Annotated in this window: 25 protein-coding genes and 2 tRNA genes; 11 read left to right on the top strand and 16 right to left on the bottom strand. The window is 31.3% G+C overall.

Annotated elements, in window-relative coordinates; genetic code table 11:
- Positions 1-66 precede the first annotated feature (66 nt).
- Positions 67-228, bottom strand: coding sequence for a hypothetical protein (locus WPG_RS18130; protein ID WP_171817138.1), 162 nt, complete (start codon positions 226-228; stop codon positions 67-69).
- A 42-nt stretch (positions 229-270) separates the two neighbouring features.
- Positions 271-471, bottom strand: coding sequence for a hypothetical protein (locus WPG_RS18010; RefSeq protein ID WP_144374387.1), 201 nt, complete (start codon positions 469-471; stop codon positions 271-273).
- Between the two features lie 95 nt (positions 472-566).
- Here WPG_RS18010 and WPG_RS00245 point away from each other — a divergent pair, with 95 nt between their 5' ends.
- Positions 567-1,706 (top strand): lycopene cyclase family protein, encoded by a 1,140-nt coding sequence (locus WPG_RS00245; RefSeq protein ID WP_045467846.1) that lies wholly within the window; start codon positions 567-569, stop codon positions 1,704-1,706.
- Here the strand turns inward: WPG_RS00245 and WPG_RS00240 are convergent.
- A complete protein-coding gene (locus WPG_RS00240; RefSeq protein WP_045467844.1) occupies positions 1,703-1,942 on the bottom strand; it encodes a hypothetical protein in 240 nt (79 codons plus the stop codon). The genes WPG_RS00245 and WPG_RS00240 overlap by 4 nt on opposite strands.
- The gene (locus WPG_RS00235; RefSeq protein WP_045467841.1) at positions 1,935-2,390 is read right to left on the bottom strand and encodes an SRPBCC family protein; all 456 of its coding nucleotides are present in this window, start codon (positions 2,388-2,390) and stop codon (positions 1,935-1,937) included. Before WPG_RS00235 ends, WPG_RS00240 begins: the two co-directional genes overlap by 8 nt.
- A gap of 257 nt (positions 2,391-2,647) precedes the next feature.
- Here WPG_RS00235 and WPG_RS00230 point away from each other — a divergent pair, with 257 nt between their 5' ends.
- The 8 genes from WPG_RS00230 (at position 2,648) to WPG_RS00200 (ending at position 11,864) form a co-directional block, all read left to right on the top strand.
- Entirely contained in the window at positions 2,648-4,591 is a 1,944-nt protein-coding gene (locus tag WPG_RS00230; protein ID WP_045467839.1) for a peptidylprolyl isomerase, read from the top strand.
- 10 nt (positions 4,592-4,601) lie between these two features.
- Positions 4,602-5,453, top strand: coding sequence for a hypothetical protein (locus WPG_RS00225; RefSeq protein ID WP_045467836.1), 852 nt, complete (start codon positions 4,602-4,604; stop codon positions 5,451-5,453).
- A complete protein-coding gene (locus tag WPG_RS00220; RefSeq protein ID WP_084221485.1) occupies positions 5,401-6,858 on the top strand; it encodes a peptidylprolyl isomerase in 1,458 nt (485 codons plus the stop codon). Before WPG_RS00225 ends, WPG_RS00220 begins: the two co-directional genes overlap by 53 nt.
- Before the next feature lie 3 nt (positions 6,859-6,861).
- Positions 6,862-7,815, top strand: coding sequence for an AAA family ATPase (locus tag WPG_RS00215; RefSeq protein ID WP_045467833.1), 954 nt, complete (start codon positions 6,862-6,864; stop codon positions 7,813-7,815).
- A gap of 89 nt (positions 7,816-7,904) precedes the next feature.
- Entirely contained in the window at positions 7,905-8,015 is a 111-nt protein-coding gene (locus WPG_RS18925) for a hypothetical protein (protein ID WP_410529698.1), read from the top strand.
- Between the two features lie 211 nt (positions 8,016-8,226).
- Entirely contained in the window at positions 8,227-10,494 is a 2,268-nt protein-coding gene (locus WPG_RS00210; RefSeq protein ID WP_045467830.1) for an aconitate hydratase, read from the top strand.
- Between the two features lie 123 nt (positions 10,495-10,617).
- On the top strand, positions 10,618-11,289 hold the full coding sequence (locus WPG_RS00205; RefSeq protein WP_045467827.1) for a Crp/Fnr family transcriptional regulator: 672 nt from the start codon (positions 10,618-10,620) through the stop codon (positions 11,287-11,289).
- Between the two features lie 11 nt (positions 11,290-11,300).
- Positions 11,301-11,864 carry a TlpA family protein disulfide reductase gene (locus WPG_RS00200; RefSeq protein WP_045467825.1) on the top strand — a complete coding sequence of 188 codons (564 nt, stop codon included), beginning with the start codon at positions 11,301-11,303 and terminating at the stop codon, positions 11,862-11,864.
- Positions 11,865-11,866: 2 nt separating this feature from the next.
- On the opposite strand, the gene WPG_RS00195 is transcribed toward WPG_RS00200, so the two are convergent.
- The 6 genes from WPG_RS00195 to WPG_RS00170 all read right to left on the bottom strand — a co-directional run bounded on the left by WPG_RS00195 (position 11,867) and on the right by WPG_RS00170 (position 15,849).
- The gene (locus tag WPG_RS00195; protein WP_045467823.1) at positions 11,867-12,313 is read right to left on the bottom strand and encodes a sterol desaturase family protein; all 447 of its coding nucleotides are present in this window, start codon (positions 12,311-12,313) and stop codon (positions 11,867-11,869) included.
- A 17-nt stretch (positions 12,314-12,330) separates the two neighbouring features.
- Positions 12,331-13,170, bottom strand: a complete 840-nt coding sequence (locus tag WPG_RS00190; protein WP_045467821.1) for a phytoene/squalene synthase family protein — start codon at positions 13,168-13,170, stop codon at positions 12,331-12,333.
- 23 nt (positions 13,171-13,193) lie between these two features.
- Complete coding sequence (locus tag WPG_RS00185) at positions 13,194-14,654, bottom strand: phytoene desaturase family protein (protein ID WP_045467819.1); 1,461 nt, start codon at positions 14,652-14,654, stop codon at positions 13,194-13,196.
- A gap of 3 nt (positions 14,655-14,657) precedes the next feature.
- Positions 14,658-15,557, bottom strand: a complete 900-nt coding sequence (locus WPG_RS00180; RefSeq protein WP_045467817.1) for a MerR family transcriptional regulator — start codon at positions 15,555-15,557, stop codon at positions 14,658-14,660.
- 81 nt (positions 15,558-15,638) lie between these two features.
- A tRNA-Leu gene (locus tag WPG_RS00175) sits at positions 15,639-15,722 on the bottom strand.
- Positions 15,723-15,776: 54 nt separating this feature from the next.
- Positions 15,777-15,849, bottom strand: a tRNA-Lys gene (locus tag WPG_RS00170).
- Between the two features lie 132 nt (positions 15,850-15,981).
- On the opposite strand from WPG_RS00170, the gene WPG_RS00165 reads away from it, so the two are divergent.
- Positions 15,982-16,503: a shikimate kinase gene (locus tag WPG_RS00165; RefSeq protein ID WP_045467816.1), complete on the top strand. Its 522-nt coding sequence runs from the start codon at positions 15,982-15,984 to the stop codon at positions 16,501-16,503.
- Here the strand turns inward: WPG_RS00165 and WPG_RS00160 are convergent.
- From WPG_RS00160 to WPG_RS00150, 3 genes are read right to left on the bottom strand one after another with little or no spacing between them, the layout of a single operon-like run.
- Positions 16,495-16,998, bottom strand: coding sequence for a phosphoribosyltransferase family protein (locus WPG_RS00160; protein WP_045467814.1), 504 nt, complete (start codon positions 16,996-16,998; stop codon positions 16,495-16,497). The two genes, WPG_RS00165 and WPG_RS00160, sit on opposite strands and share 9 nt — an antisense overlap.
- 37 nt (positions 16,999-17,035) lie before the next feature.
- A complete protein-coding gene (locus WPG_RS00155) occupies positions 17,036-17,626 on the bottom strand; it encodes a methyltransferase domain-containing protein (RefSeq protein WP_045467812.1) in 591 nt (196 codons plus the stop codon).
- Positions 17,613-17,981: an RNA-binding S4 domain-containing protein gene (locus WPG_RS00150; protein WP_045467809.1), complete on the bottom strand. Its 369-nt coding sequence runs from the start codon at positions 17,979-17,981 to the stop codon at positions 17,613-17,615. The genes WPG_RS00155 and WPG_RS00150 overlap by 14 nt, the downstream gene beginning before the upstream one ends.
- 134 nt (positions 17,982-18,115) lie before the next feature.
- On the opposite strand from WPG_RS00150, the gene WPG_RS00145 reads away from it, so the two are divergent.
- Complete coding sequence (locus WPG_RS00145) at positions 18,116-19,078, top strand: FKBP-type peptidyl-prolyl cis-trans isomerase (protein WP_045467806.1); 963 nt, start codon at positions 18,116-18,118, stop codon at positions 19,076-19,078.
- 78 nt (positions 19,079-19,156) lie between these two features.
- Here WPG_RS00145 and WPG_RS00140 read toward each other — a convergent pair whose 3' ends face one another.
- The 3 genes from WPG_RS00140 to WPG_RS00130 are packed head-to-tail and all read right to left on the bottom strand — an operon-like array spanning position 19,157 to position 21,913.
- Positions 19,157-20,323, bottom strand: coding sequence for a peptidylprolyl isomerase (locus WPG_RS00140; protein WP_045467803.1), 1,167 nt, complete (start codon positions 20,321-20,323; stop codon positions 19,157-19,159).
- Positions 20,316-20,897: a gliding motility-associated peptidyl-prolyl isomerase GldI gene (gene gldI, locus WPG_RS00135; protein WP_316929963.1), complete on the bottom strand. Its 582-nt coding sequence runs from the start codon at positions 20,895-20,897 to the stop codon at positions 20,316-20,318. Before gldI ends, WPG_RS00140 begins: the two co-directional genes overlap by 8 nt.
- Positions 20,894-21,913: a DHH family phosphoesterase gene (locus WPG_RS00130; protein WP_045467800.1), complete on the bottom strand. Its 1,020-nt coding sequence runs from the start codon at positions 21,911-21,913 to the stop codon at positions 20,894-20,896. The genes gldI and WPG_RS00130 overlap by 4 nt, the downstream gene beginning before the upstream one ends.
- Between the last annotated feature and the right edge of the window lie 37 nt (positions 21,914-21,950).

Here is a 21,950-nt window from a genome sequence, read left to right as displayed (position 1 = left end):
TATTAAAATTTGAACTACTCTATTTGGAATTGTTCTCTCGGTTACTACAATTGGAGAGCCTAATTCTTATCCAATAGCATTTAGTAAATATTTGGCTTTTTCTTTTGCTGCTTTAACGGCTTCAATTCTAACTTCTAATATATATTCTTTAGATAGTACAATACCTTTTTCTTTTCGTCGCTTGTAAAATATCTCTGAGTTAGAATCTGATAAAGATAGTTTATCCATACCAATATTTAGAGATATTATAATTGATTTCAGAGCACTTTCTTACTCAATAATCGTATAATTTTTTCTATCTACGGTTTTCTCTTTTAAAGTTATAGTTAAGAAAATCTTATCAGGAATTACTTCTCTTTTTGCTGTTCCAGTAACCTCAATATAAGGTTGTTCAGTTATTTCAGATTTGTAATCTTGACTAAAAACAAGCAATGAATTAAATAATAAAACGAAGGTTAGTATAATTCTCATTGTCTATGATTTTAGATTATAATACAAGTTAGTCCTTTTTTTTGAAAAACTAGATAAGGATATATCTTATCTTCGTTACTGAATTTTATAGTTAAATGGTAAATTACGACTACATCATTTTAGGTGCAGGAGCTTCAGGCTTAACATTAGCATATCGCATGTCTCAAGATGTTTTCTTTGATGATAAATCTATTTTAATAATGGATAAAGTAAAGGATAAAGGCAATGACAGAACCTGGTGTTTTTGGGAAGATGGAGAAGGTGAGTGGGATGCTTTATTAACCAAAACATGGCCAAATATTTTTTTTGGTAGTTCTGCTTATTCTAGTAACATAAATATTTCACCATACGCATACAAAATGATTAGAAGCGAAGCCTATTATAATTCACTTTGGATGGCTATTAATTCTAAATCTAATATCACTTTTGTAGAAGATACTGTAGATAGTTTTTCAGAATTAAAAAGTGGTGTTCAAGTAAATACTATAAATGGTACTTATAATTGTGCTAAACTTTTTAATAGTTTACTTAAGACAGAGGTTTATGAAGGCCAAAAAGAGTATCCTGTTATTCAGCAACATTTTCTGGGTTGGTTTGTAAAAACTAGCAAAGATACTTTTGACGATTCTGTAGCTACATTTATGGATTTCACTGTACCTCAAAACGGAAATACACGTTTTATGTATGTTTTGCCAATTGATAAGAGAACTGCTTTGTTTGAGTACACTTTATTTTCAAAAGAGTTATTGAAAGATGTTGACTATGAGAATTCTATAATAAGTTATTTAAATAAGAAAAACATATCTGATATTCAGATTATTGAAAAAGAGAAAGGGTCAATACCAATGACATCCTTTAAGTTTTCAAAATTAAACTCTAAGCATATTTTAAATATTGGTACAGCAGGAGGATGGACCAAAGCAAGTACTGGTTATACCTTTAGGAATACATCTAAAAAGACAAAAAAATTAGTCAATTTTTTAAAGCAAGAAAGTGACTTATCTAAGTTTCATAAGAAAACGAAGTTTTGGTTTTATGATTTAATATTTTTAGATGTTTTAGCCAAGCATAATGAAGAAGGGTCTGCACTGTTCTCATCTATGTTTAGAAAAGGTAATGTGAAAACTATTTTTAAATTTTTAGACGAAGAATCTACGTTGTCGGAAGATTTAAAGATTATCCTATCTGTACCACCAAAGCGATTTATTCAGTCATTTTTTAAACGTTTATTCTAATCTTGAGAATAAACTTGACCTCTGTGAGGTTTTAAGGCATCCCTAATGGGTTTCATTTCAGATTCGTCAACAACCAAATAGGCCAAGCTATGCATATCACTTAAAGTCTCAATACCAGTAATTGATATGTTGACTGAATTTTCAGCTATATATTCTTTTAAATGAATTAAGTGATGTTCTGCAGTTTTTTGACCAACAGGTCCTCTAAAATCCCAAATCAATTTTAGTTTACGCATTGGCTACTGAAATTCCCTGTTCTACAAAGTTTTTGAAGTTTATCATATAGGTTTTTGTTTGTTTTTTAAATGCTTTAGGCATTAAAAACAACATTGCATTCATCATAAAATTAGTAGGCTGAAATTCGTTTTCTCCAATCCATTTAGTATGACCATTAGCAGTGCTTTCAAAATAATTTTGCTGAATATTGCGAACTCCCTTAGTAGAATATGTAGCATGGAATTCACGAGGAAAATTCTGTTTTGTAATGGTTTCTATTAGTTCCATTTTACGCTGACCAAAATCATAAGTTAACTTCATTTTAGCACCTAATTGACCAGGTAAACCAGAAATATGCTCAGCACCAACTAAGCCTTCTTGCCAATGTTTCATGTTATCGGCAGAATCCATTTTGTGTATCACTTCTTGGATTGGCTTCTTTATGAGGATTTCCGTTTTATATTTCATTATAAGAGAATTTATGTAAAAGTATAAAACAAGCTAGCAATAGATTAATATTATCGACGTTTATACGTTTTTAATTGTTCAAATTATATGTAATGATGGTAGAAGTTTACTTTGGTACGATTTTTACGGTTAAAGTTGCGTTAGATATTGAATAATGTAAGCTAATCAACTTGTGAAATAAGGGATTTATGTTATTTTTGCTCTGCTTCGAAAAAAGTGAATTTTTGCAAGGACTAGTATATAAATAAGAATAGATTATGCGTATTAAATTTAAATTTTTGTTTGTAGTGTTGTTAGCACTAAATTTTTGTTTTTCTCAAGATAAAGATGCTGTGCTTCTAAAGGTTGATGGGACTCCTATAATGTCTTCTGAGTTTTTACGTGTTTACAACAAAAACTTAGATTTGGTAAAAGATGAAAGCCAGAAAGATATTGATGGTTATTTAAAACTATTCACTGAATACCAATTAAAACTAAAAGAAGCGAGACGCTTAAAATTAGACGAAGACGTAAAATACCAACGTGAGTTTTTAAACTATAAAAAACAATTGACTAAAAATTATCTATCAGAAAACAAAGTAACAGCAGATTTAGTAAAAGAAGCTTATGATCGAAGTAATATAGATATAAAAGCATCTCATGTTTTAGTTCGTTTAGACGAAACAGCTACAGATACTACAGCAGCTTACAATAAGGTTTTGACCTTAAGAGATCGTGTTTTAAAGGAAGGTTTTGATAAGGTAAAAGCAGAAATGCACGATGGTAGCAACATTTTTTTAGAAGACTTGGGTTATTTTTCTGCATTTAAAATGGTTTACGATTTTGAAAATGCTGCTTATAACACTCCAAAAGGGGAAATCTCGATGCCTTTTAGAACAAAGTTTGGATTCCATGTTGTAAATATTTTAGAAAACCGTGCTTCTAGAGGAACTATAACAGCGGCTCATATTATGATAAATTCTAAGCAGCCAGATTCTCTATTAGATCCAGAACAACGAATTAAAGATATTTATAAAAAACTAACCCAAGGAGAAAGCTTTGAAGCTTTAGCAAAGCAGTTTTCAGATGATAAAAGTTCTGCTAAAAATGGAGGAAAGCTAACACCTTTCAAGAGTGGGCAATTGAGTTCAGAAATATTTGAGAATACAGCTTTTAATCTTGAAAATAATGGTGATGTTAGTGCACCTTTTGAAAGTGCTTTTGGGTGGCACATAATAAAACGTTTAGGTCATAAACCTGTAGAAGATTTTAAAGATGTTAAGGCATCTTTAGAAACTAGAGTAAAACGCGATTCTCGTTCTAAACTGATTAATGCAGCAATGGTTGATGAGCTTAAAGATCGTTACCGAATTCTATATAATGATGAAGCTAAACCTTACTTTGAATCTTTGGTTAATGCTGAATTTTTTAAACGTGCTTGGGGATTACCAGAAGATTTACAGAAAGACAATGTTGTTTTTTCTATAAATAACAGATCATTTACTTATGCAGATTTTGCTCGTCAATTGTTATCTGCTCAACGTCTTTTAGTAGGTAAAAACAAACCAGCTCCATTAGTCATAGATAAAGAATTTAATGATTTTTTTGAAAAATCAATTCTTCGTTACAGAGAAGATAATTTGGAATTAGAGAATAAAGATTTTGCAAACATTCTTCAAGAGTATAGAGATGGACTTTTGTTATTTGATTTAATGGAGAAAGAAGTATGGAATAAAGCATCTAAAGATACAACAGGATTAGAAGCGTATTACGATAAGCATAAGTCTAATTATCAATGGCAAGATAGAGTTGATGTTGTAATAGCATCTTCAGCAGACAAATCCAATATGAAGAAGATTCTTAAGATGATGAAGAAAGGAAATTCTGAAGATGAGATTACTAAAACTTTGAATACAGAAAACAAGCAAAACGTCATATTTACAAAAGGGATTTTTGATGCTAAGGATCCAAAGTTACCAGCTAATTTTGTGATGAAAAATGGTGTGTCAAAAGTGTATCAGCATAACGAAGCATTTCACGTTATAAATGTGAAATCTATTTTGCCAGCAGGTAATAAAACTTTGGATGAAGCTAGAGGAAGTGTTATTAATGATTATCAAACTGAAATAGAGGCCAATTGGATTAATGATCTTCAAGACCGTTTTAGTGTTGAGGTTAACCAAAAGACATTAAAAGCTATAAAAACTAAAATCGGAAACTAGTCTAAATACCTTGAGAAAATCTATATACATATTAGTAATCTGTCTCTTATTATTAAGCTGCGATTTTTTTAAAAAAACGGATGATCGTGGGCCTATAGCTAGGGTAAATGAGACCTATTTGTACCAAGAAGATATTGAAGATGTAGTGCCTGAAGGGGCTTCACGACAAGATAGCACTATTTTAGTAAATGCCTTCATTAATCGTTGGGCAAGACAATTACTTTTAATGGATGGGGCTTTATTAAACCTTTCAGAAGACAAACAAAGCGAATTCTCTAGACTTGTGGAACAATACAAAAATGATCTCTACACTAAGGCATATTTAGAAGGTTTGGTTAAAAAGAATATCGACACAATTGTAGGTGTTGAGGAATCTAAGATCTTTTATGAAGCGAATAAAGAATCTTTTAAACTTAATGATGATTTATTAAAGTTTAGATATGTAAACTTACCATTAAACTCTATAGACTTAGATACAATTAAGACAAGGCTTAAACGATTTGAAACAAAAGATAAAGTGTATTTAGATTCTATCTCTGTTCAGTTTAAGTCTTATTCATTAAATGATTCTATTTGGATAAAATATAGTCAAGTGGTTGAAAAAATTCCTGTAGTAAGCTTAGAAAACAAAAATCAACTGTTAAAAAAAACTAATTTCTTACAGCTCAAAGATTCATTAAACCTATATTTGATGCAAGTTAATGACGTACGATTACAAAATAATTATGCACCTTTAGAATACGTCAATACTTCTATACAAAAAATTGTTATAAACAAGAGAAAATTAGAGCTCATCAAGCAACTAGAAAATGATATTACAAAAGATGCCATTACAAACAATCAATTTCAAATCTATAACTAAAACAATCTTATTGATTTGTTTTATTTCATTCAATTTTTCTAACGCTCAAGAAATTATTGATGATGAAAAACCACAATTAGAAAAAACACAAGATACTATAATTAAAGAATCGCGTATCAAAGCAGATGGAGTAGCTGCTGTAGTTGGTGAATTTATAATTTTAGAATCGGACTTAGATAGAGAAATAGCGCAGTTGGAAGCTCAAGGTGCAGATTTAGAAGGTATAACACGTTGCGAGCTTTTTGGTAGTTTGTTAGAAGGAAAATTATATGCACATCAAGCAATACAAGATAGTGTTATAGTTAATGAGTTATATATTCAATCACTCGTAGATCAACAGATTCAAGGAATTTTAGCACAGACCAAAGGAGATATGGCTGGCATGCTTAAATTCTACAAAAAAGATTCTGAACAAGCATTAAGAGATGAAATGTATGAAATTAACAAGAATGGATATTTAGCTCAAGAAATGCAGAAGAAAGTTACTGAAGAAATTGAAGTAACTCCAGAAGAGGTAAGACAGTTTTTTAATGATATACCAAAAGAAGAGCGCCCAACTTTTGGTACTGAACTTAAGTTGGCTCAAATTGTTGTTATACCAGAAGTTACAAAAGAAGCAAAGCAAGCTGTAGTTGATAAGTTAAAAGGGTTTAAAACAGACATCGAAGAAAATGGATCTAGTTTTACAACTAAAGTATTATTCTACACAGATGATACGACTTCTAAATCTACAGGAGGAAAGTATACGCTTAATAGAAAACGTCCTAGGATGGTAAAAGAATTTAGAGATGTCGCATTTTCATTACAAGAAGGCGAAATTTCAGAACCTTTTGAGACCGAGTTTGGATACCATATTATTTTGCTAGAAAAAATTAGAGGGCAAGAATATGATGTTAGACACATATTATTACGACCAGAACTAACTCAAGATGCTGTAAAAAAGGCTGAAGATGAAATTAAAGAAGTAAGAGCTAAAATAGCTGATGGTACTTTAACTTTTGCTGAAGCTGCTAGAGAATTCAGTGATGAAAAAGAAACAAAGTATGAAGGTGGTCAGTTAGTTAATCCTACAACTCAAGATTTTAATTTTGAATTGACAAGAATGGAACCAGAGTTATATTCTCAAATTCAAGATTTAAAGGATGGTGAGATAAGCCCTGTCTTACAAGATGAAGATCGTATAAATAGAATAAAATTTAAGATTTTAACCGTTACAGATAGAATAGATGATCACGAAGCAGACTTTTCAAGGGATTATTTAAAAATTAAAGAATTAGCTTTACAAGACAAGCAAATTAAGGCTATTGAAAAATGGCAAAGAGAAACAATAATAGATACTTACGTTAAGATTAATGGTGAGTATAGAGGTTGTGAATTTCAAAGTAACTGGTTAAAAAATCAATAGAATATGTCTGACGTTGCTAAAATTGAAAACTTTGTAAAGAAATTCACAGCGCTTAAACAAGAAATTGCTAAAGTAATTATTGGACAAGATGATGTGGTTAATCAGATATTGATTTCGATCTTTTCGGGTGGACACTCTTTATTAATCGGAGTACCAGGTTTAGCAAAAACCTTAATGGTAAATACAATTGCTCAAGCTTTAGGATTAGACTTTAAGCGTATTCAATTTACACCAGATTTAATGCCAAGTGATATATTAGGTAGTGAAATCTTAGATGAAAACCGTCAGTTTAAATTTATTAAAGGTCCCATCTTTGCTAATATCATTTTGGCGGATGAGATTAATAGAACACCACCAAAAACTCAAGCTGCTTTATTAGAAGCTATGCAAGAGCGTGCTGTTACTGTTGCAGGTCATCAATATAAGTTAAGCTTACCTTATTTTGTGTTAGCTACTCAAAATCCAATTGAGCAAGAAGGAACTTATCCTTTACCAGAAGCCCAATTAGACCGTTTTATGTTTGCTATTAACTTAGAATATCCATCCTTTCAGGAAGAGGTCGATGTTGTAAAAGCAACAACAACAGATATTACACAAACTGTAAACGCATTATTTACGGCACAAGAGATTATAGATTTTCAGAATGTTATTCGTCGTATTCCAGTTGCGGATAATGTTGTTGAATATGCAGTATCCTTAGTCAGCAAAACAAGACCTAAAGCGGATACAGCCGCAGATATTGTAAAAGAATTTGTGGATTGGGGAGCAGGACCAAGAGCGTCTCAGAATTTAATTTTGGCTGCTAAAACTCATGCTGCATCACATGGAAAGTTTTCTCCAGATATAGAAAATATTCAAGCTATAGCTACAGGCATTCTAAGACATAGAATCATTAAAAACTACAAAGCAGAAGCAGAAGGTGTTACCGATGAAAAGATTATTGAGAGTTTATTTTAAATAATTACGCGAACTAATAAAAAGAATATTTCTTACTATTATTATTTTTTGATTGTTCTCACGGTTACAATCATTGGGCACTTTTTAAAATTCAACATTGGCCTTATGGAATAGAACTTTTAACCATAGGAAACATAATAGAGGTGTTAGGTATTCTAATAGCAATTATCGTTTTGATTAAGGTTTACAAATCCCAATAGTAAATTCATATTTATTCTAAATAAGACAATTTATTAAATTAATAACTAAGTGTCTGTATTACTGTTAATTATTTGTAATATTATCAAAGAATTACTTGTATTATGAATTATATTCAGAGAAAAACCAATAGTGTTACATATTTTTAAATTGACTTTATAATTCGTAAATTTGTGTCGCAAAAAATAATATTAAACTTCTTAAAAATACTTTATGGCTTTTGACATTGATATGATTAAAAAGGTTTATGCTAACATGACTGAGCGCGTTGATGCAGCTAGAGACATTGTAGGAAAACCATTAACACTTTCAGAAAAAATATTATACGCTCATTTATGGGATGGTAAACCTAATAAAGCCTTTACAAGAGGTAAAGATTATGTAGATTTTGCGCCAGATCGTGTAGCATGTCAAGATGCTACAGCACAAATGGCATTATTACAATTTATGCAAGCGGGTAAGCCTAAAGTTGCAGTGCCAACTACTGTGCATTGTGATCACTTGATTCAAGCAAAAGAAGGTGCGGCAACCGATTTAAAAAATGCCAATAATACAAGTAGTGAGGTTTTTAATTTCCTAGAATCAGTTTCTAATAAGTATGGAATAGGTTTTTGGAAACCTGGTGCAGGTATTATTCACCAAGTTGTATTAGAAAATTATGCATTTCCTGGAGGAATGATGATAGGTACAGATTCTCATACAGTTAATGCTGGTGGGTTAGGAATGGTAGCTATTGGTGTTGGTGGAGCTGATGCTGTAGATGTTATGGCAGGAATGGCATGGGAGCTTAAGTTTCCAAAGTTAATTGGTGTAAGATTAACAGGTAAATTATCTGGTTGGACTGCGCCTAAAGATGTGATTTTAAAAGTAGCAGAGATATTAACAGCTAAAGGTGGTACTGGTGCTATTGTAGAATATTTTGGACCTGGTGCGACTTCAATGTCTTGTACAGGTAAAGGAACTATCTGTAATATGGGTGCTGAAATTGGGGCAACTACTTCAACTTTTGGATATGACGATTCAATGGAACGTTATTTACGTGCTACGGAAAGAGCAGATGTTGCAGATGAAGCTAACAAAATTAGACCATACTTAACTGCAGATGATGCAGTATATGAAAACCCTGAGCAATACTTCGACCAGGTTATAGATATCAATTTATCTGAATTAGGACCACTGTTAAATGGACCTTTCACACCAGATTTATCAACTTCTGTTGGTAAAGATATGACTGAAAAGGCAAAAGCTAACGATTGGCCTATTCAGGTAGAATGGGGATTAATAGGGTCTTGTACCAATTCATCTTACGAAGATTTATCTAGAGCCTCTTCTATAGCGCAACAAGCTTTAGATAAAGGTTTGAAGATGAAAGCTGAATTAGGTATAAACCCTGGTTCTGAACAAGTACGTTATACAGCTGAGCGTGATGGTATCTTAGGAATATTTGAAAACTTAGATGCAAAAATATTCACTAATGCTTGTGGACCATGTATTGGTCAATGGGCAAGATATAATGATCCTAAAAATGCACCTAAAAATAGTATAGTGCATTCGTTTAATAGAAACTTTGCTAAGCGTGCTGATGGAAATCCCAATACACATGCTTTTGTTGCATCGCCAGAGTTGACTGCTGCTATAGCAGTAGCTGGTCGTTTAGACTTTAATCCTTTAAAGGATAAATTAATAAACGAAAATGGTGAAGAAGTTATGTTCGATGAGCCGACAGGATGGGAATTACCGCCTAAAGGTTTCGATGTAAAGGATAATGGTTATTTAGAGCCTTTAGAAGATGGAAGTGGAGTTGTTGTATCTGTTAGTCCTACATCAGAGCGATTACAATTATTAGAACCATTTACTCCTATTGGAGATTCAATTACAGGTGCTAAATTATTAATTAAAGCTTTCGGAAAATGTACTACAGATCATATTTCTATGGCTGGTCCATGGTTGCGTTATAGAGGACATTTAGATAATATAGCAAACAATACGTTAATTGGTGCTGTTAATGCATTTGGTAAGAAAACAAATTTTGTTAAGAATCAATTAACAGGTGAATTTGGTGGAGTACCAGATACAGCAAGAGCATACAAAGCAGCTGGAATTAGATCTATTGTAGTTGGCGATCATAACTATGGTGAAGGCTCTTCTAGAGAACACGCAGCTATGCAGCCAAGACAATTAGGTGTTGCAGCCGTAATTGTTAAATCTTTTGCACGTATCCACGAAACCAATCTTAAAAAACAGGGGGTGTTAGGTTTAACTTTTGCTAACGAAGCTGATTATAATTTAATACAAGAAGATGATACATTTAACTTTTTAGATTTAAATGAGTTTGCACCAGATAAACAATTAAATCTTGAAGCTGTGCATGCTGATGGAAGTAAAGATGTTATTGTGTTAAATCATACGTATAACGATGCTCAAATAGAATGGTATAATGAAGGTTCGGCTCTTAATTTAATTAAGAAAGAGAACGCTTAATCTATACATTTATATGTTATTTAAACTCCTAACTTTTTTGTTAGGAGTTTTTTTATGTCTATTCGTGAAAGATTTTCTGTTTTTATACGACTTTATATCAAACTCAATTAAATCTTATCTCATATGAACTCTATCTGGGTTTTCGAAGACGTGAATTTATTTAATTTATTATGTCCTCATAAGTTTAAGAAATATAAAGCTTGTCATACGTTTGATGCGTACAAAAAAAGTGACTATATCTATTTTGAAGAAGATGCTGCAAATAAGGTCTACCTTATTGAAAAAGGCAAAGTGAAAATTGGATATTATAATGAAGATGGTACAGAAATTGTAAAATCGATTTTAAGTAAAGGTGATTTATTTGGTGAAAAAGCAATTCTTGGTGAAGAGAAGCGTAATGAATTTGCTCAGTCTTTAGATAACAGTACGTCTATATGTCCAGTAAGTGTAGATACGATGCACGATCTTATAAGAGATAATAAAACCTTTGGTCTCAGAATTTATAAGTTTATAGGTTTTAAGTTTAAAAGACTGGAACGTCGTCTACAATTATTATTATTTAAAGATTCTAAAACACGTTTAGTTGAGTTTTTAGAAGAGCTTTGTACAGATTACGGTTACGATTGTAATCAAACAGGTGATCATATTATTAACCATCCATACACACAAAAAGATATAGCATCGCTAATTGGTATATCTCGACCTACACTTAATATTTTAATGAACGAATTAAAAGAAGAAAAAGTTATAGATTTTAATCGTAAACAGATTAGAATATATCAAACTTCTGCTTAATTTTGACTTCAATGAAAAGCAAACTTACCAAACGCAATATTATATTCTTTATTCTTATTGCTATACTTATTATTCCTCAGACTAGGCAAGCTGTTCAAATTGTATTGCATAAAGGATTGAGTTATATAAACCAATCATCAGTTATTGTTGCAGAAGATAGAACGTCTGTTACTTATTCTAATTGGAAATTACAATCTGATAAAAACACTACTCTTAATTTTAATGAGACTAAAGGTAAGGTTGTATTTGTCAATTTTTGGGCAACTTGGTGTCCACCATGTATTGCAGAAATGCCTAGCCTTCAGTTATTGTACAATGATTATAAGGGTAAGGTAGTTTTTATGTTTATTACCAATGACGCTTTAAATGCGGTTAAACAATTTAAAACAAAAAAAGAATTCGATTTTATAGTTTATAATCCTTTAAATGAAATTCCTAAAGCGTTAACGACGCGTTCTATCCCAAGAACATTTATAATGAATAAAAAAGGAGAAATTGTGGTCGATGAATCTGGTGCAATTGATTGGAATAGTGATACTGTAAGACATCAGCTTGACCAATTAATTTCTGAATAACTTTATTTAAAATATTTAAAAGGAACAATAAGCATCCCAAAGTTCTCACCTTTTTCTTTACCTAAGTGTTTATGATGAATTTTGTGCGCACGTCTTACACCTCTAGCATATTTATTGTCAATATTACGGAACCACTTAAAACGCTGATGTATAAAAATATCGTGTACCACGAAATAAGCAATTCCATAGGCTAGAATACCTATGCCAATTGGCAAAGTGAACCAAACATCTTCATAACTCCATAAATAAAAACATGTCATACTTACAACAGCATAAAAAATAAAAAAAGCATCATTGCGTTCAAACCAACTATCGTGATCCTTGTGATGATGATCTTTATGTAAGCTCCATAAGAAACCATGCATAATATACTTATGTGTAAACCAAGCATTAAATTCCATGATAAAGAATGTTCCGAAAAAAATAAAAATCCAAATAACAGTTTGCATAGTAGTTCTGTATAATTTTATATAAGGTTAAGTTGGTATTTAACATAGCTTCTCGTCAATAGTTCTACTTTTCTGTAATTTGGAACTCTGATTCTTGTAGATCTTATTTTCAAAGCAGGGGTCTTCTTTAATTTTTCAAGTAATTTGTTGTAATAGCGGTAGGCCATAAATACACCAAATTTCGCTTCTAAAGGCAAACGTTTTATACCATTCAACCCTTTAGCGAAATCTTCTTCAATATCACTTATAATAGCTTGTTTTGATTTTTCATCAAGGTCATTTAAATCCGTATTTGGGAAATAAGTTCTACTCAAATCCTCGAAATCTGCTTTTAAGTCTCTCAAAAAGTTTACTTTTTGAAATGCTGAACCCAAACTCATAGCTGATTCTTTGAGGTCCTCATATTGTTCATTATCCCCTTTAACAAAAACCTTCAGGCACATGAGCCCAACAACATCAGCGGATCCATAAATGTAAGCTCTATATTCTTCTTCAGTTAAATAATCTTTTTTGTAAAGGTCTAAGCGCATACTATCCATGAATGAATCTACGAGATGCTTATCTATTCTATATTTGTGAAAGGTCTCTTGAAAAGCGTTTAAAATTGGATTTAAACTAATTTTATCTTTTAGAGCGGATTCTAAATCTGTTTGAAAGTTTATAAAAAGTTTTTCTTTATCATAATCATGAAACGTATCTACAATTTCATCCGCAAATCTTACAAAGCCGTATATGTTATATATATCTTGTCTGATAACGTCTGACAACATTTTTGTAGCCATAGAAAAAGATGTGCTGTAAGCATTGGTTACAAGCTTGCTACATTCTTTAGATACATTATCAAAAAGGGATTTCATATATTCAATTTAATTATTAGCTATTAAGATTCATTCTTTTCTATCAATTGTGCCACTAGTTTTCCTGAAATTAAAGATGGTGGAACACCGGGACCAGGAACAGTTAATTGACCAGTAAAGTATAGTCCTTTAACCTTTTTGCTTTTTAACTTTGGTCTTAAAAAAGCGGTTTGCATTAAAGTATTTGCCATACCATAGGCATTTCCTTTAAAGGAATTGTATTCACTTATAAAGTCATTTACACAAAACGATTCTTTAAATAATATATTTTCTTTTACACTTTGATTAGTTCTTTTTTCAAAACGATTAATAATGATATCAAAATATTGCTGTCGTAATTCAGGTGTATCTTCTAATCCAGGCGCTATAGGAATAAGGAAGAAGCCGGTTTCACAATTTTTTGGTGCCATACTAAAGTCTGTAACTGATGGAAAGTTAACATAAAATAATGGATCTTCAGGCCATTTAGGTTTATCATAAATATTTTCAGCGTGAGTTTCAAAATTAGTATCGAAAAATAGATTATGATGCTCTACATTTATCAATTTTTTGTCAAAACCTACATAAAAGAGTAAAGAAGATGGCGCAAATGTACGTTTGTCCCAATATGCTTGCGAGTATTGTCTATACTTTTTATCTAATAGAGTTTCTGAATGATGATAATCTGCGCCGCTTAAAATAACTTCAGATTTTATAAATTCTCCATTTACAACAATGCCATTAGAATTACCATTATCAACGTTAATTTTTTCTACATTGCAATTAGTATTTATATTTACGCCTAGACTTTCAGCTAGACTTTTCATAGCTTTTATTATTTCGTACATACCTCCTTTAGGATGCCATGTGCCTAAACCAAAATCGGCAAAATTCATAAAACTATAAAATGAAGGTGTTTGATTTGGTTTAGCACCCAAAAATAGTACAGGAAACTCTAGAGTAGATATTAGTTTAGGATTTTTGAAGTTTTTACGAACTTCGGAACTAATAGTCTTGAAAAACTGATCAATTCTAGTTACTGTTTCCTTAGTTACTAATTCAAAAGGTGAGATACCGGGTTTTAAAACAACCTTATTTATTGCTATTTCATAATGATCTTGGGCTCTAGATATAAATTTGCGAAGTGGTTTAGAACTTCCGGTTTCAATACGTTCAAATTCTTCACAAATCTGATCCATATGGTCACCTATAGTTATTACTTCATCAGAAAAAAAGATTTTATATGCAGGACTTAATTTATCTAAGTGATAATAGTCACTTGTGGATTTTCCAAAATCATTGAAGAATTTTTCAAAAATATCTGGCATCCAATACCAACTTGGTCCAATATCAAAGGTGAAGCCATCTTTAACAATTTGTCTTGCTCTACCACCAACAGAATCATTTTTTTCGAAAACTGAAACTTTATGGCCGGCTTTTGCTAAGTAGCAAGATGCTGACAATGCAGAAAAGCCTGAACCAATTATAGATATCACTTTACTCATAAATTAAACCTTATCTATTAAGGACTGGATACTATTGAAAGGGGAAATTCCACTTGGTAGATTGTCTAAGTCGATAGAGTTAAGCATATGCCCTAAAACCCATAGCTCTGTATTAGTTGTATTAACTAAAAGTTTGCTAAAGTCTTTTAAATAATCATCAATATCTGCTTTCTCTGGTTTTACAGTAAAATAGGAAACATAAATAATTTCGTCATAGTAATTCTGCAAATCTTTAAGGCTTTCCATTGGTACACTAAATCCTAAGAAAATAGATTGATACCCTTTACTGACTAATTGATGGTTTATGAACATTAAACCTAACTCGTGTATTTCATTTTCCGGTAGATATAACACAAAGGTTTTCGTAGACTTATTTATTTGCTTTGATTGAACTTTCTCTGTATTGATCAATATTTTTTGACGAAGTAATGATGTTAAAAAATGTTCATGAGCAGGTGAAATGGTATCTGTTTGCCATAATAAGCCAATTTCAGTTAGTAGCGGTATAAAGATTTCATAAAAAGTATCTTCAAAATCCATTTCTTTTAAAAGAGATTCATATGTATTGTAGAACAGTGCCTGATCAAAGTTTAACATCGAAAGTTTAAAAGCATTTATAGCATGACTTTCTAGATTACTTTCGGATGCAATTTTTCTCACAAGATCAGGAATTTCTTGCTCTTTAATTGTTGCAATCTTAGATATTTTATAACCGTTATTATTAAGGTAACTAACGTTTAATAGTTTTTGGAAACTGGCTAAATCATAGTACCTGATATTTGTTCCTGTACGTTTAGGCTTTAGTAGATTATAGCGCTTTTCCCATATTCTAATGGTATGTGCTTTAATACCTGTTAGATTTTCTAAATCTTTAATACTGAACTTATTCTTTATGTTGTTCATTTTTTTTTAAAATCTTTAAACAAAAATAGGATTTTAAATATTAAGTCTACTAGAATTAACAAAAAATAAGGAAAAAGAAAGTGCGCACGAGAAGACTCGAACTTCCACGGACTAATGTCCACCAACCCCTCAAGCTGGCGCGTCTACCAATTCCGCCACGTGCGCATTTAGATAAGTAAAGGTAAAAAAAAAGTTAAGCTTAAATTGCTTAACTTTTAGTGACCAGTCTGGGGCTCGAACCCAGGACCCTCTCCTTAAAAGGGAGATGCTCTACCAACTGAGCTAACTGGTCATTAAATTATTTTCTCTAAACGAGGGTGCAAATATAAAATGTTTAATTAATAAAACAATACTTTTTTTATTTAAATTTTCGTTTTTTTGTTGTCTCTTTGCGTAGAGATTTAATAATCAAATTGTAAGCTTTATGATAGTCGTTTTAATGGGATATATGGGATCTGGAAAATCTACTATAGGTAAAGAATTAGCTACAGTATTAAATTATGATTTCTTAGACCTTGATGATTATATTTCTGACAAAGAAAATGCATCAATCTCTAATTTATTTAAAACCAAAGGTGAAATTTATTTTAGAAAAAAAGAAACTGAATATTTAAAAGAGTTGACTAATTCTTCTGAGAATTTGGTTTTAGCATTAGGTGGTGGCACTCCTTGCTATAGTAATAATATTGACCTATTAATTAGGAATGAGAATGTTGAATTATTTTATTTAAAACTTTCAATTCCGCTTTTAACTAAACGCTTATTTTCAGCAAGAGAAAAACGTCCTTTAATAAGTCATTTAAATACTGAAGAACAATTAATGGAGTTTATTGGCAAGCATCTATTTGAGCGTGTTCAATACTACAATCAGGCAGAATATACCATAGACACAGACCATAAATCTAAACAAGATGTTTTAGAAATTATCTTGACGTATTTAATCTAAATAGGCTTCGTAAGGTTGTTTAGATAAATTAACATGCACATGTTCGAAAAGAGATGTAGATAAAGAAATTCCTTTAAAGTCAGCCTTAACAGGGTACTTTTTGTGATTTCTATTCACCAAAACAGCGGTTTTAAATTGTTTTAAGGGTACATTTAAAAAATGTTTAATACCATAAATTAAAGTACTACCAGAATTTAAAACATCATCGATAAGAACAATTGATTTATTTGTATAATCGTTTTTGCTAATAGAAGTTTTTATTGGTTTTGTAGGCTCAGATTTATCAATGGTAACTTTACATAATGTAGATTCGATATCAGAAATCTTATCGAGATTGGCCTTTATTTTCTTCGCTAAGATATAGCCATTACTTTCAATACCTGCAATAACAAGTTTAGTTTCATTAGCATTACTCTCATAGATTTGATATGCAATACGCTTTATTTTATGTTCAATTTCTTTATGACTTAATATCGTATTCTTAGTTAATGCCATTTTTTATGTTTTTTAAACTTAGTTTGCCAAGGTTCTATTAAAGGTTCTCAAAGATAAAAAACAGTTCTTTACCTTGTCTTTCTTTTATAGAATTAATTGATGGTGTTAAAACCTTGATTTCAAATTGGGTTGCAAAAAGTGATTTGTATTCTATTATACTCCCTCCAAAAGGTGGGCCAGATTCAGTTAATTCAAAATCAAATAATAGACCAACTAGTTTTCCATTAGGCTGTAAAAGTTGTTTCATTTTTTCAACATAATCCTTTCTTAAGCTTGGATTTAGGGCACAAAAAAAAGTTTGTTCTAGTATTAAATCGAATTTATTGTTTAATTCAAAAAAATCAGAGTGTAGTAATTGGTCTTCGGGGAAATTTATAACACGTTTTTTAAAATTGTTAAGCGGCTGTTTTGCAAAATCAAGCACATGTAGATTTTTATAACCATTATTCCAAAGGTATTCGGCTTCATAACTATTGCCTGCACCAGGAATTAATATTTTAATTGTTTTATCCTTGAGTTGATCTATGAAATCTTTTAGTGGAGTAGAAGGATAGCCAATATTCCAGCCTATCTGTCCGTGTTTATATCTGTTTTTCCAATAAATACTATCTAAATTATTCTTCTTCATAATAATTATCAATATCCCGTCGATCCTTCTTAGTTGGTCTTCCAGTCCCTCTCTTTCTGTAATAATCTTTACTGTATTTTAGAAGTTCTTTGGCTTCAAAAGCTTCTTTAGGAGTTGTGTCTATCCTATAAATATCAACAAGTTTTGCACCTACGCGATTTGGTGGTATATCGTTTACAGTTAACTGATATTTAATTTGATCTTTACGTAATTCTATTTTGTCTGTAGGATATACTTCTCTTGAAGGTTTTACAACCTTGCCATTTACTTTTATTTGGCCTTTTTTGCACGCTTGTGAGGCTATATTGCGAGTTTTGTAATATCGCACACACCATAAATATTTATCAATTCGCATATATTTTTAACTAAAAACTACGTTAATCTTTTGATGCAAAAATATTATATTTATGTATCTTGCGCCTTATAATTAAGCAATAATGAACCTAGTAATGGTTTTGTGGTAAAACTATTACTAGAAAAATATATTCTATGAAAATTAAAATATTAAAACTTAGCATTTTTGTAATTGCCATATTAGCGGTTTTTATTTCTTGTAAAGATGATGATGACATAACAACTACCTTTGTTGAAGCTGATAGAACAGAACAACAAGTAAAGGATAGAGATTCTATATTGTCATACCTTTCAACGCACTATTATAATTCAAGTTTTCTTGAAACAGGAAGCAACCATAAATACACTGACATAATAATTACTGAATTACCTCAAGATGATGATGGTAATTATTTGGATATGCCAGATCCAGATCAAAATACTTTACTTATTGATGATGTTGACGTTTTAACCACAACGTATTTAGATGTAGAGTATGAGTATTATATCTTAAGACTTAATCAAGGTGCAGGTGAGTCTCCTCATTTTACTGATGCTGTACGTATGCGATATGAAGGAAGTTCGGTACAGACTGAAGAAGTATTTGACTCTAGAGTTACACCTGTTGATCTTAATTTGCAAGGAAATGGCTTTACTACTTTTGGTACAATTAGAGCTTGGAATTTGGTCATACCTTCATTTAACTCTGCTTTAGATTTTACTTTTGATAATGGTATTGTTAATTATAATAATTTTGGCTTAGGAGTGATGTTTGTACCATCAGGATTAGGCTATTTTTCTGGTTCAACTACGGGGTTTTCCTATGATAATCTTGTTTTTAAGTTTGAATTATTACAGATGGAAGAATTAGATCACGATAATGATGGTGTGCCTTCATATATTGAAGATTTAGATAATAGTTTAAGTGTTGATGATGATGATACAGACGAAGATCTATTTCCTAACTATATTGATGTAGATGATGACGAGGATGGAGTTTTTACAATTAATGAAGATTTAGATAATGATGGTGACCCTACGAATGATGATAGTGATGGTGATGGTATTCCTAATTATTTAGATGCAGATTCAACTGAGTCTAATGAAACAGATGAGTAAAGAATAATTTACTGTATAAAATAAAAATTGCCCGCTAATTAAATTAGCGGGCAATTTTTATTTTATAATTATCAGTTATCACTCTTTCACTTTAACTTCAGATAATTGTACATCGAATATGATATTAGTATTAGCCGGAATTACTGGTGGATTTCCTCTTTCGCCATAACCTAAATAATGAGGGATAAATACTCTGGCTTTATCACCAATTTTCATATTTAACATCGCTTCTCTAAAACCAGGAACTAAACTTGCTGTAGCATTATATGGCATAGAAAAAGGCGCATAACGACCAGCTTTGTCCGTTCTTTCATCGTACTTACCATTTTCTTCAGCAACAGTCTTCCAAGTTGTCCAGAATAATTCTCCATTTTCAAAATAACCTGCACAATCAATATTAACGCTGTCTGTAGACTTTGGTTTTATACCATCACTTTCATTAGTAAATATCATTGCCATGCCGGTTGGTGAGTCTATGCGACGACCAGTGAGTGTTTCATTATTTTTTAAAAATTCTGCTTTTGCAAGATCTGCTAATTCTTTAGCTTTTTTTCTGGCTTCTTCTTTTAGTTTTGCTTGCTTCTCTTTCATTTTTGGCATTTCCTCTTCGAAAACCTTAGGTGCGTTGAAAGACTTTGCATCTGCACCTTTTCTTATAATATTAAGTTTAGTAATTACAACATCCTCTACAGGTTTGTGATTACGTCTACTTGGATCAATAACTTTTACATTAGAAATAGAGTCATGAACAGCCATTCCTTCAACCACTTGTCCAAAAACAGCATGTCGGTTATCTAGACTTGGCCATTCTTTTTCCATAATAAAAAATTGGGTGCCATTGGCATCTTTTCCTGGGTTTGCCATAGATAGAATACCAGGTTTATCGTGCTTTAATTCTGGGTGAAATTCATCAGGAAATTTATAACCAGGATTTCCGGCACCTGTAGCAGTAGGATCTCCGCCTTGAATCATAAAATTATTAACGACACGATGAAATGTTATACTATCATAATAACGTTTGCCTTTAAATTCTTCTTTAACTAAAGGATGATTACCTTCTGCAAGTGCAACAAAGTTAGCAACGGTTACAGGAACTTTATCATAATGCAATTCTGCTACCATTGTACCTTTATTTGTGATGAATTCTGCATATAAACCATCTTCTAAATTTGGGTATTTTTCTTGGCAAGAAATATTTACCAATACTAATAATACAACAAGTGTTGTAAGGGCTCTTTTAATCATTTTTCTTATTTATAGTGTTTAATGTTACTTCGCAAATTAAAGGAATATTAGTTCCTATTTTATTGTCATCTCCATAATAGCCAAAAGCTTTTTGTGATGGAAATATAAATGTAGCTGTTTCAGTAGGTTTAAGAAGTTTTATACCTTCACGCAAGCCTGTAAACAATTCTTCTTTGTCTATAATGTATGATCTATTGGTCTTAGCATAGATTTCGTTACCTTCAATACTCGAAATATTATAATCGAAATCTACAATATCACCGAATTGTGGTTTAAGGCTATCTGTTTCTATTTTAATATTGTAATAATACCAAAACCCAGTCTCTGAAGCAATGTAAGTTTTATCAGGATTGTTCTTTATAATGTCTTTAATATGGTCTCGCTCTAATTCATTGAGCTTTTTGTTACGTTCTACAGATTCTTTAAGGAATGAGCCAGACTGAACAGATTCTGGCATTCTGGCTTCAGGTGATTTACAGCTTACAAAGATTATTGCGATTACTAGTAAGTAGTGTAGGTTTTTACTTAACATAGTTATTCCTTTGTGGTCGAGTTTGTATATTTTCGATTTCATGATTGGGACAAATCTTGTTTATATTTTGGTAATATACTAATAAATTTATCAATGGTAGAAGACATATCTGTTTCACTACGTCCTCCAGCAGCATTGGTATGTCCACCACCATGAAAGTGTGCTCTAGAAAATTCATTGACTGAAAATGAACCTTTACTTCGTAAAGAAATTTTTATAATTTGGTCTTGTTGACTCTCTATAAAAATTGCAGCAAAGATAATTCCTTTCAAGGATAGTGCATAATTTACAAAACCTTCAGTATCACCTTTTTTAAAATCAAATTCATCAAGTTCATCTTGAGACAAAGTAATATAAGCGGTTCTTAACTCTGGTACTATTTTTAAGTTTTGTAATGCTCTACCTAGTAATTGTATGCGACTGTAACTATTTGTATCGAATATATTATTATGGATCTGGGTGTTATCTGCACCTTTTTTAATTAAGTTGCTAATAACCTCATGAGTCCTATTCGTTGTAGAACGAAATCTAAACGACCCTGTATCAGTCATAATACCAACATATAAACACGTGGCTATTATGGCATCAATCTTTTCTGCATCGTCTAACATTTCAATAAAATTGTAAACCATCTCACATGTTGAAGACATGCTTACATCTGAATACTTAAATTTTGCATAGTCATCTGGTTGTTGGTGATGATCTATCATTAATTTTGTTGCATTAGAAGTTTCTAATACTTCAGCCATATCTCCAGCTCTATGAAAAGCGTTAAAATCTAAAGTGAAAATTAAATCTGCTTTTTCTATTAAGACTTTGCTTACCCCCTGATCATTTTCATATTTTAAAACAGTGTTATTTCCTGGTAACCATTTTAAAAAATCGGGATAATCATTTGGAGCAATAACTGTTGCATTATGATTATATGATTTTAGATAATGGTATAGTCCTAAGGTAGATCCCATAGCATCACCATCAGGATTTTTATGTGGAACAATAACAATGTTCTTAGGAGTACTTAAGAGCGTTTTTATTTCTGGAATTTGTGCTTTAATCATAAGAAGCGAAGATACAATTTTTAGGGTTTTTGAAAAG

It is taken from the genome of Winogradskyella sp. PG-2, assembly GCF_000828715.1.
In the GTDB taxonomy this organism is placed as follows: domain Bacteria; phylum Bacteroidota; class Bacteroidia; order Flavobacteriales; family Flavobacteriaceae; genus Winogradskyella.
This window is presented reverse-complemented; position numbering and strand designations above follow the sequence as displayed.

Bases quoted from the DNA above. Each gene is read 5' to 3' on its own strand.
- WPG_RS00160 (WP_045467814.1), bottom strand. From the start codon at position 16,998: ATGGCATTAACTAAGAATACGATATTAAGTCATAAAGAAATTGAACAT.
- WPG_RS18130 (WP_171817138.1), bottom strand. From the start codon at position 228: ATGGATAAACTATCTTTATCAGATTCTAACTCAGAGATATTTTACAAG.
- WPG_RS00180 (WP_045467817.1), bottom strand. From the start codon at position 15,557: ATGAACAACATAAAGAATAAGTTCAGTATTAAAGATTTAGAAAATCTA.
- WPG_RS00165 (WP_045467816.1), top strand. From the start codon at position 15,982: ATGATAGTCGTTTTAATGGGATATATGGGATCTGGAAAATCTACTATA.
- WPG_RS00210 (WP_045467830.1), top strand. From the start codon at position 8,227: ATGGCTTTTGACATTGATATGATTAAAAAGGTTTATGCTAACATGACT.
- WPG_RS00220 (WP_084221485.1), top strand. From the start codon at position 5,401: ATGATATTACAAAAGATGCCATTACAAACAATCAATTTCAAATCTATA.
- WPG_RS00150 (WP_045467809.1), bottom strand. From the start codon at position 17,981: ATGCGAATTGATAAATATTTATGGTGTGTGCGATATTACAAAACTCGC.
- WPG_RS00215 (WP_045467833.1), top strand. From the start codon at position 6,862: ATGTCTGACGTTGCTAAAATTGAAAACTTTGTAAAGAAATTCACAGCG.
- WPG_RS00230 (WP_045467839.1), top strand. From the start codon at position 2,648: ATGCGTATTAAATTTAAATTTTTGTTTGTAGTGTTGTTAGCACTAAAT.
- WPG_RS00130 (WP_045467800.1), bottom strand. From the start codon at position 21,913: ATGATTAAAGCACAAATTCCAGAAATAAAAACGCTCTTAAGTACTCCT.
- gldI (WP_316929963.1), bottom strand. From the start codon at position 20,897: ATGAAATCGAAAATATACAAACTCGACCACAAAGGAATAACTATGTTA.
- WPG_RS00145 (WP_045467806.1), top strand. From the start codon at position 18,116: ATGAAAATTAAAATATTAAAACTTAGCATTTTTGTAATTGCCATATTA.
- WPG_RS00140 (WP_045467803.1), bottom strand. From the start codon at position 20,323: ATGATTAAAAGAGCCCTTACAACACTTGTTGTATTATTAGTATTGGTA.
- WPG_RS00235 (WP_045467841.1), bottom strand. From the start codon at position 2,390: ATGAAATATAAAACGGAAATCCTCATAAAGAAGCCAATCCAAGAAGTG.
- WPG_RS00195 (WP_045467823.1), bottom strand. From the start codon at position 12,313: ATGCAAACTGTTATTTGGATTTTTATTTTTTTCGGAACATTCTTTATC.
- WPG_RS00240 (WP_045467844.1), bottom strand. From the start codon at position 1,942: ATGCGTAAACTAAAATTGATTTGGGATTTTAGAGGACCTGTTGGTCAA.
- WPG_RS00205 (WP_045467827.1), top strand. From the start codon at position 10,618: ATGAACTCTATCTGGGTTTTCGAAGACGTGAATTTATTTAATTTATTA.
- WPG_RS00200 (WP_045467825.1), top strand. From the start codon at position 11,301: ATGAAAAGCAAACTTACCAAACGCAATATTATATTCTTTATTCTTATT.
- WPG_RS00190 (WP_045467821.1), bottom strand. From the start codon at position 13,170: ATGAAATCCCTTTTTGATAATGTATCTAAAGAATGTAGCAAGCTTGTA.
- WPG_RS00155 (WP_045467812.1), bottom strand. From the start codon at position 17,626: ATGAAGAAGAATAATTTAGATAGTATTTATTGGAAAAACAGATATAAA.
- WPG_RS18010 (WP_144374387.1), bottom strand. From the start codon at position 471: ATGAGAATTATACTAACCTTCGTTTTATTATTTAATTCATTGCTTGTT.
- WPG_RS00245 (WP_045467846.1), top strand. From the start codon at position 567: ATGGTAAATTACGACTACATCATTTTAGGTGCAGGAGCTTCAGGCTTA.
- WPG_RS00185 (WP_045467819.1), bottom strand. From the start codon at position 14,654: ATGAGTAAAGTGATATCTATAATTGGTTCAGGCTTTTCTGCATTGTCA.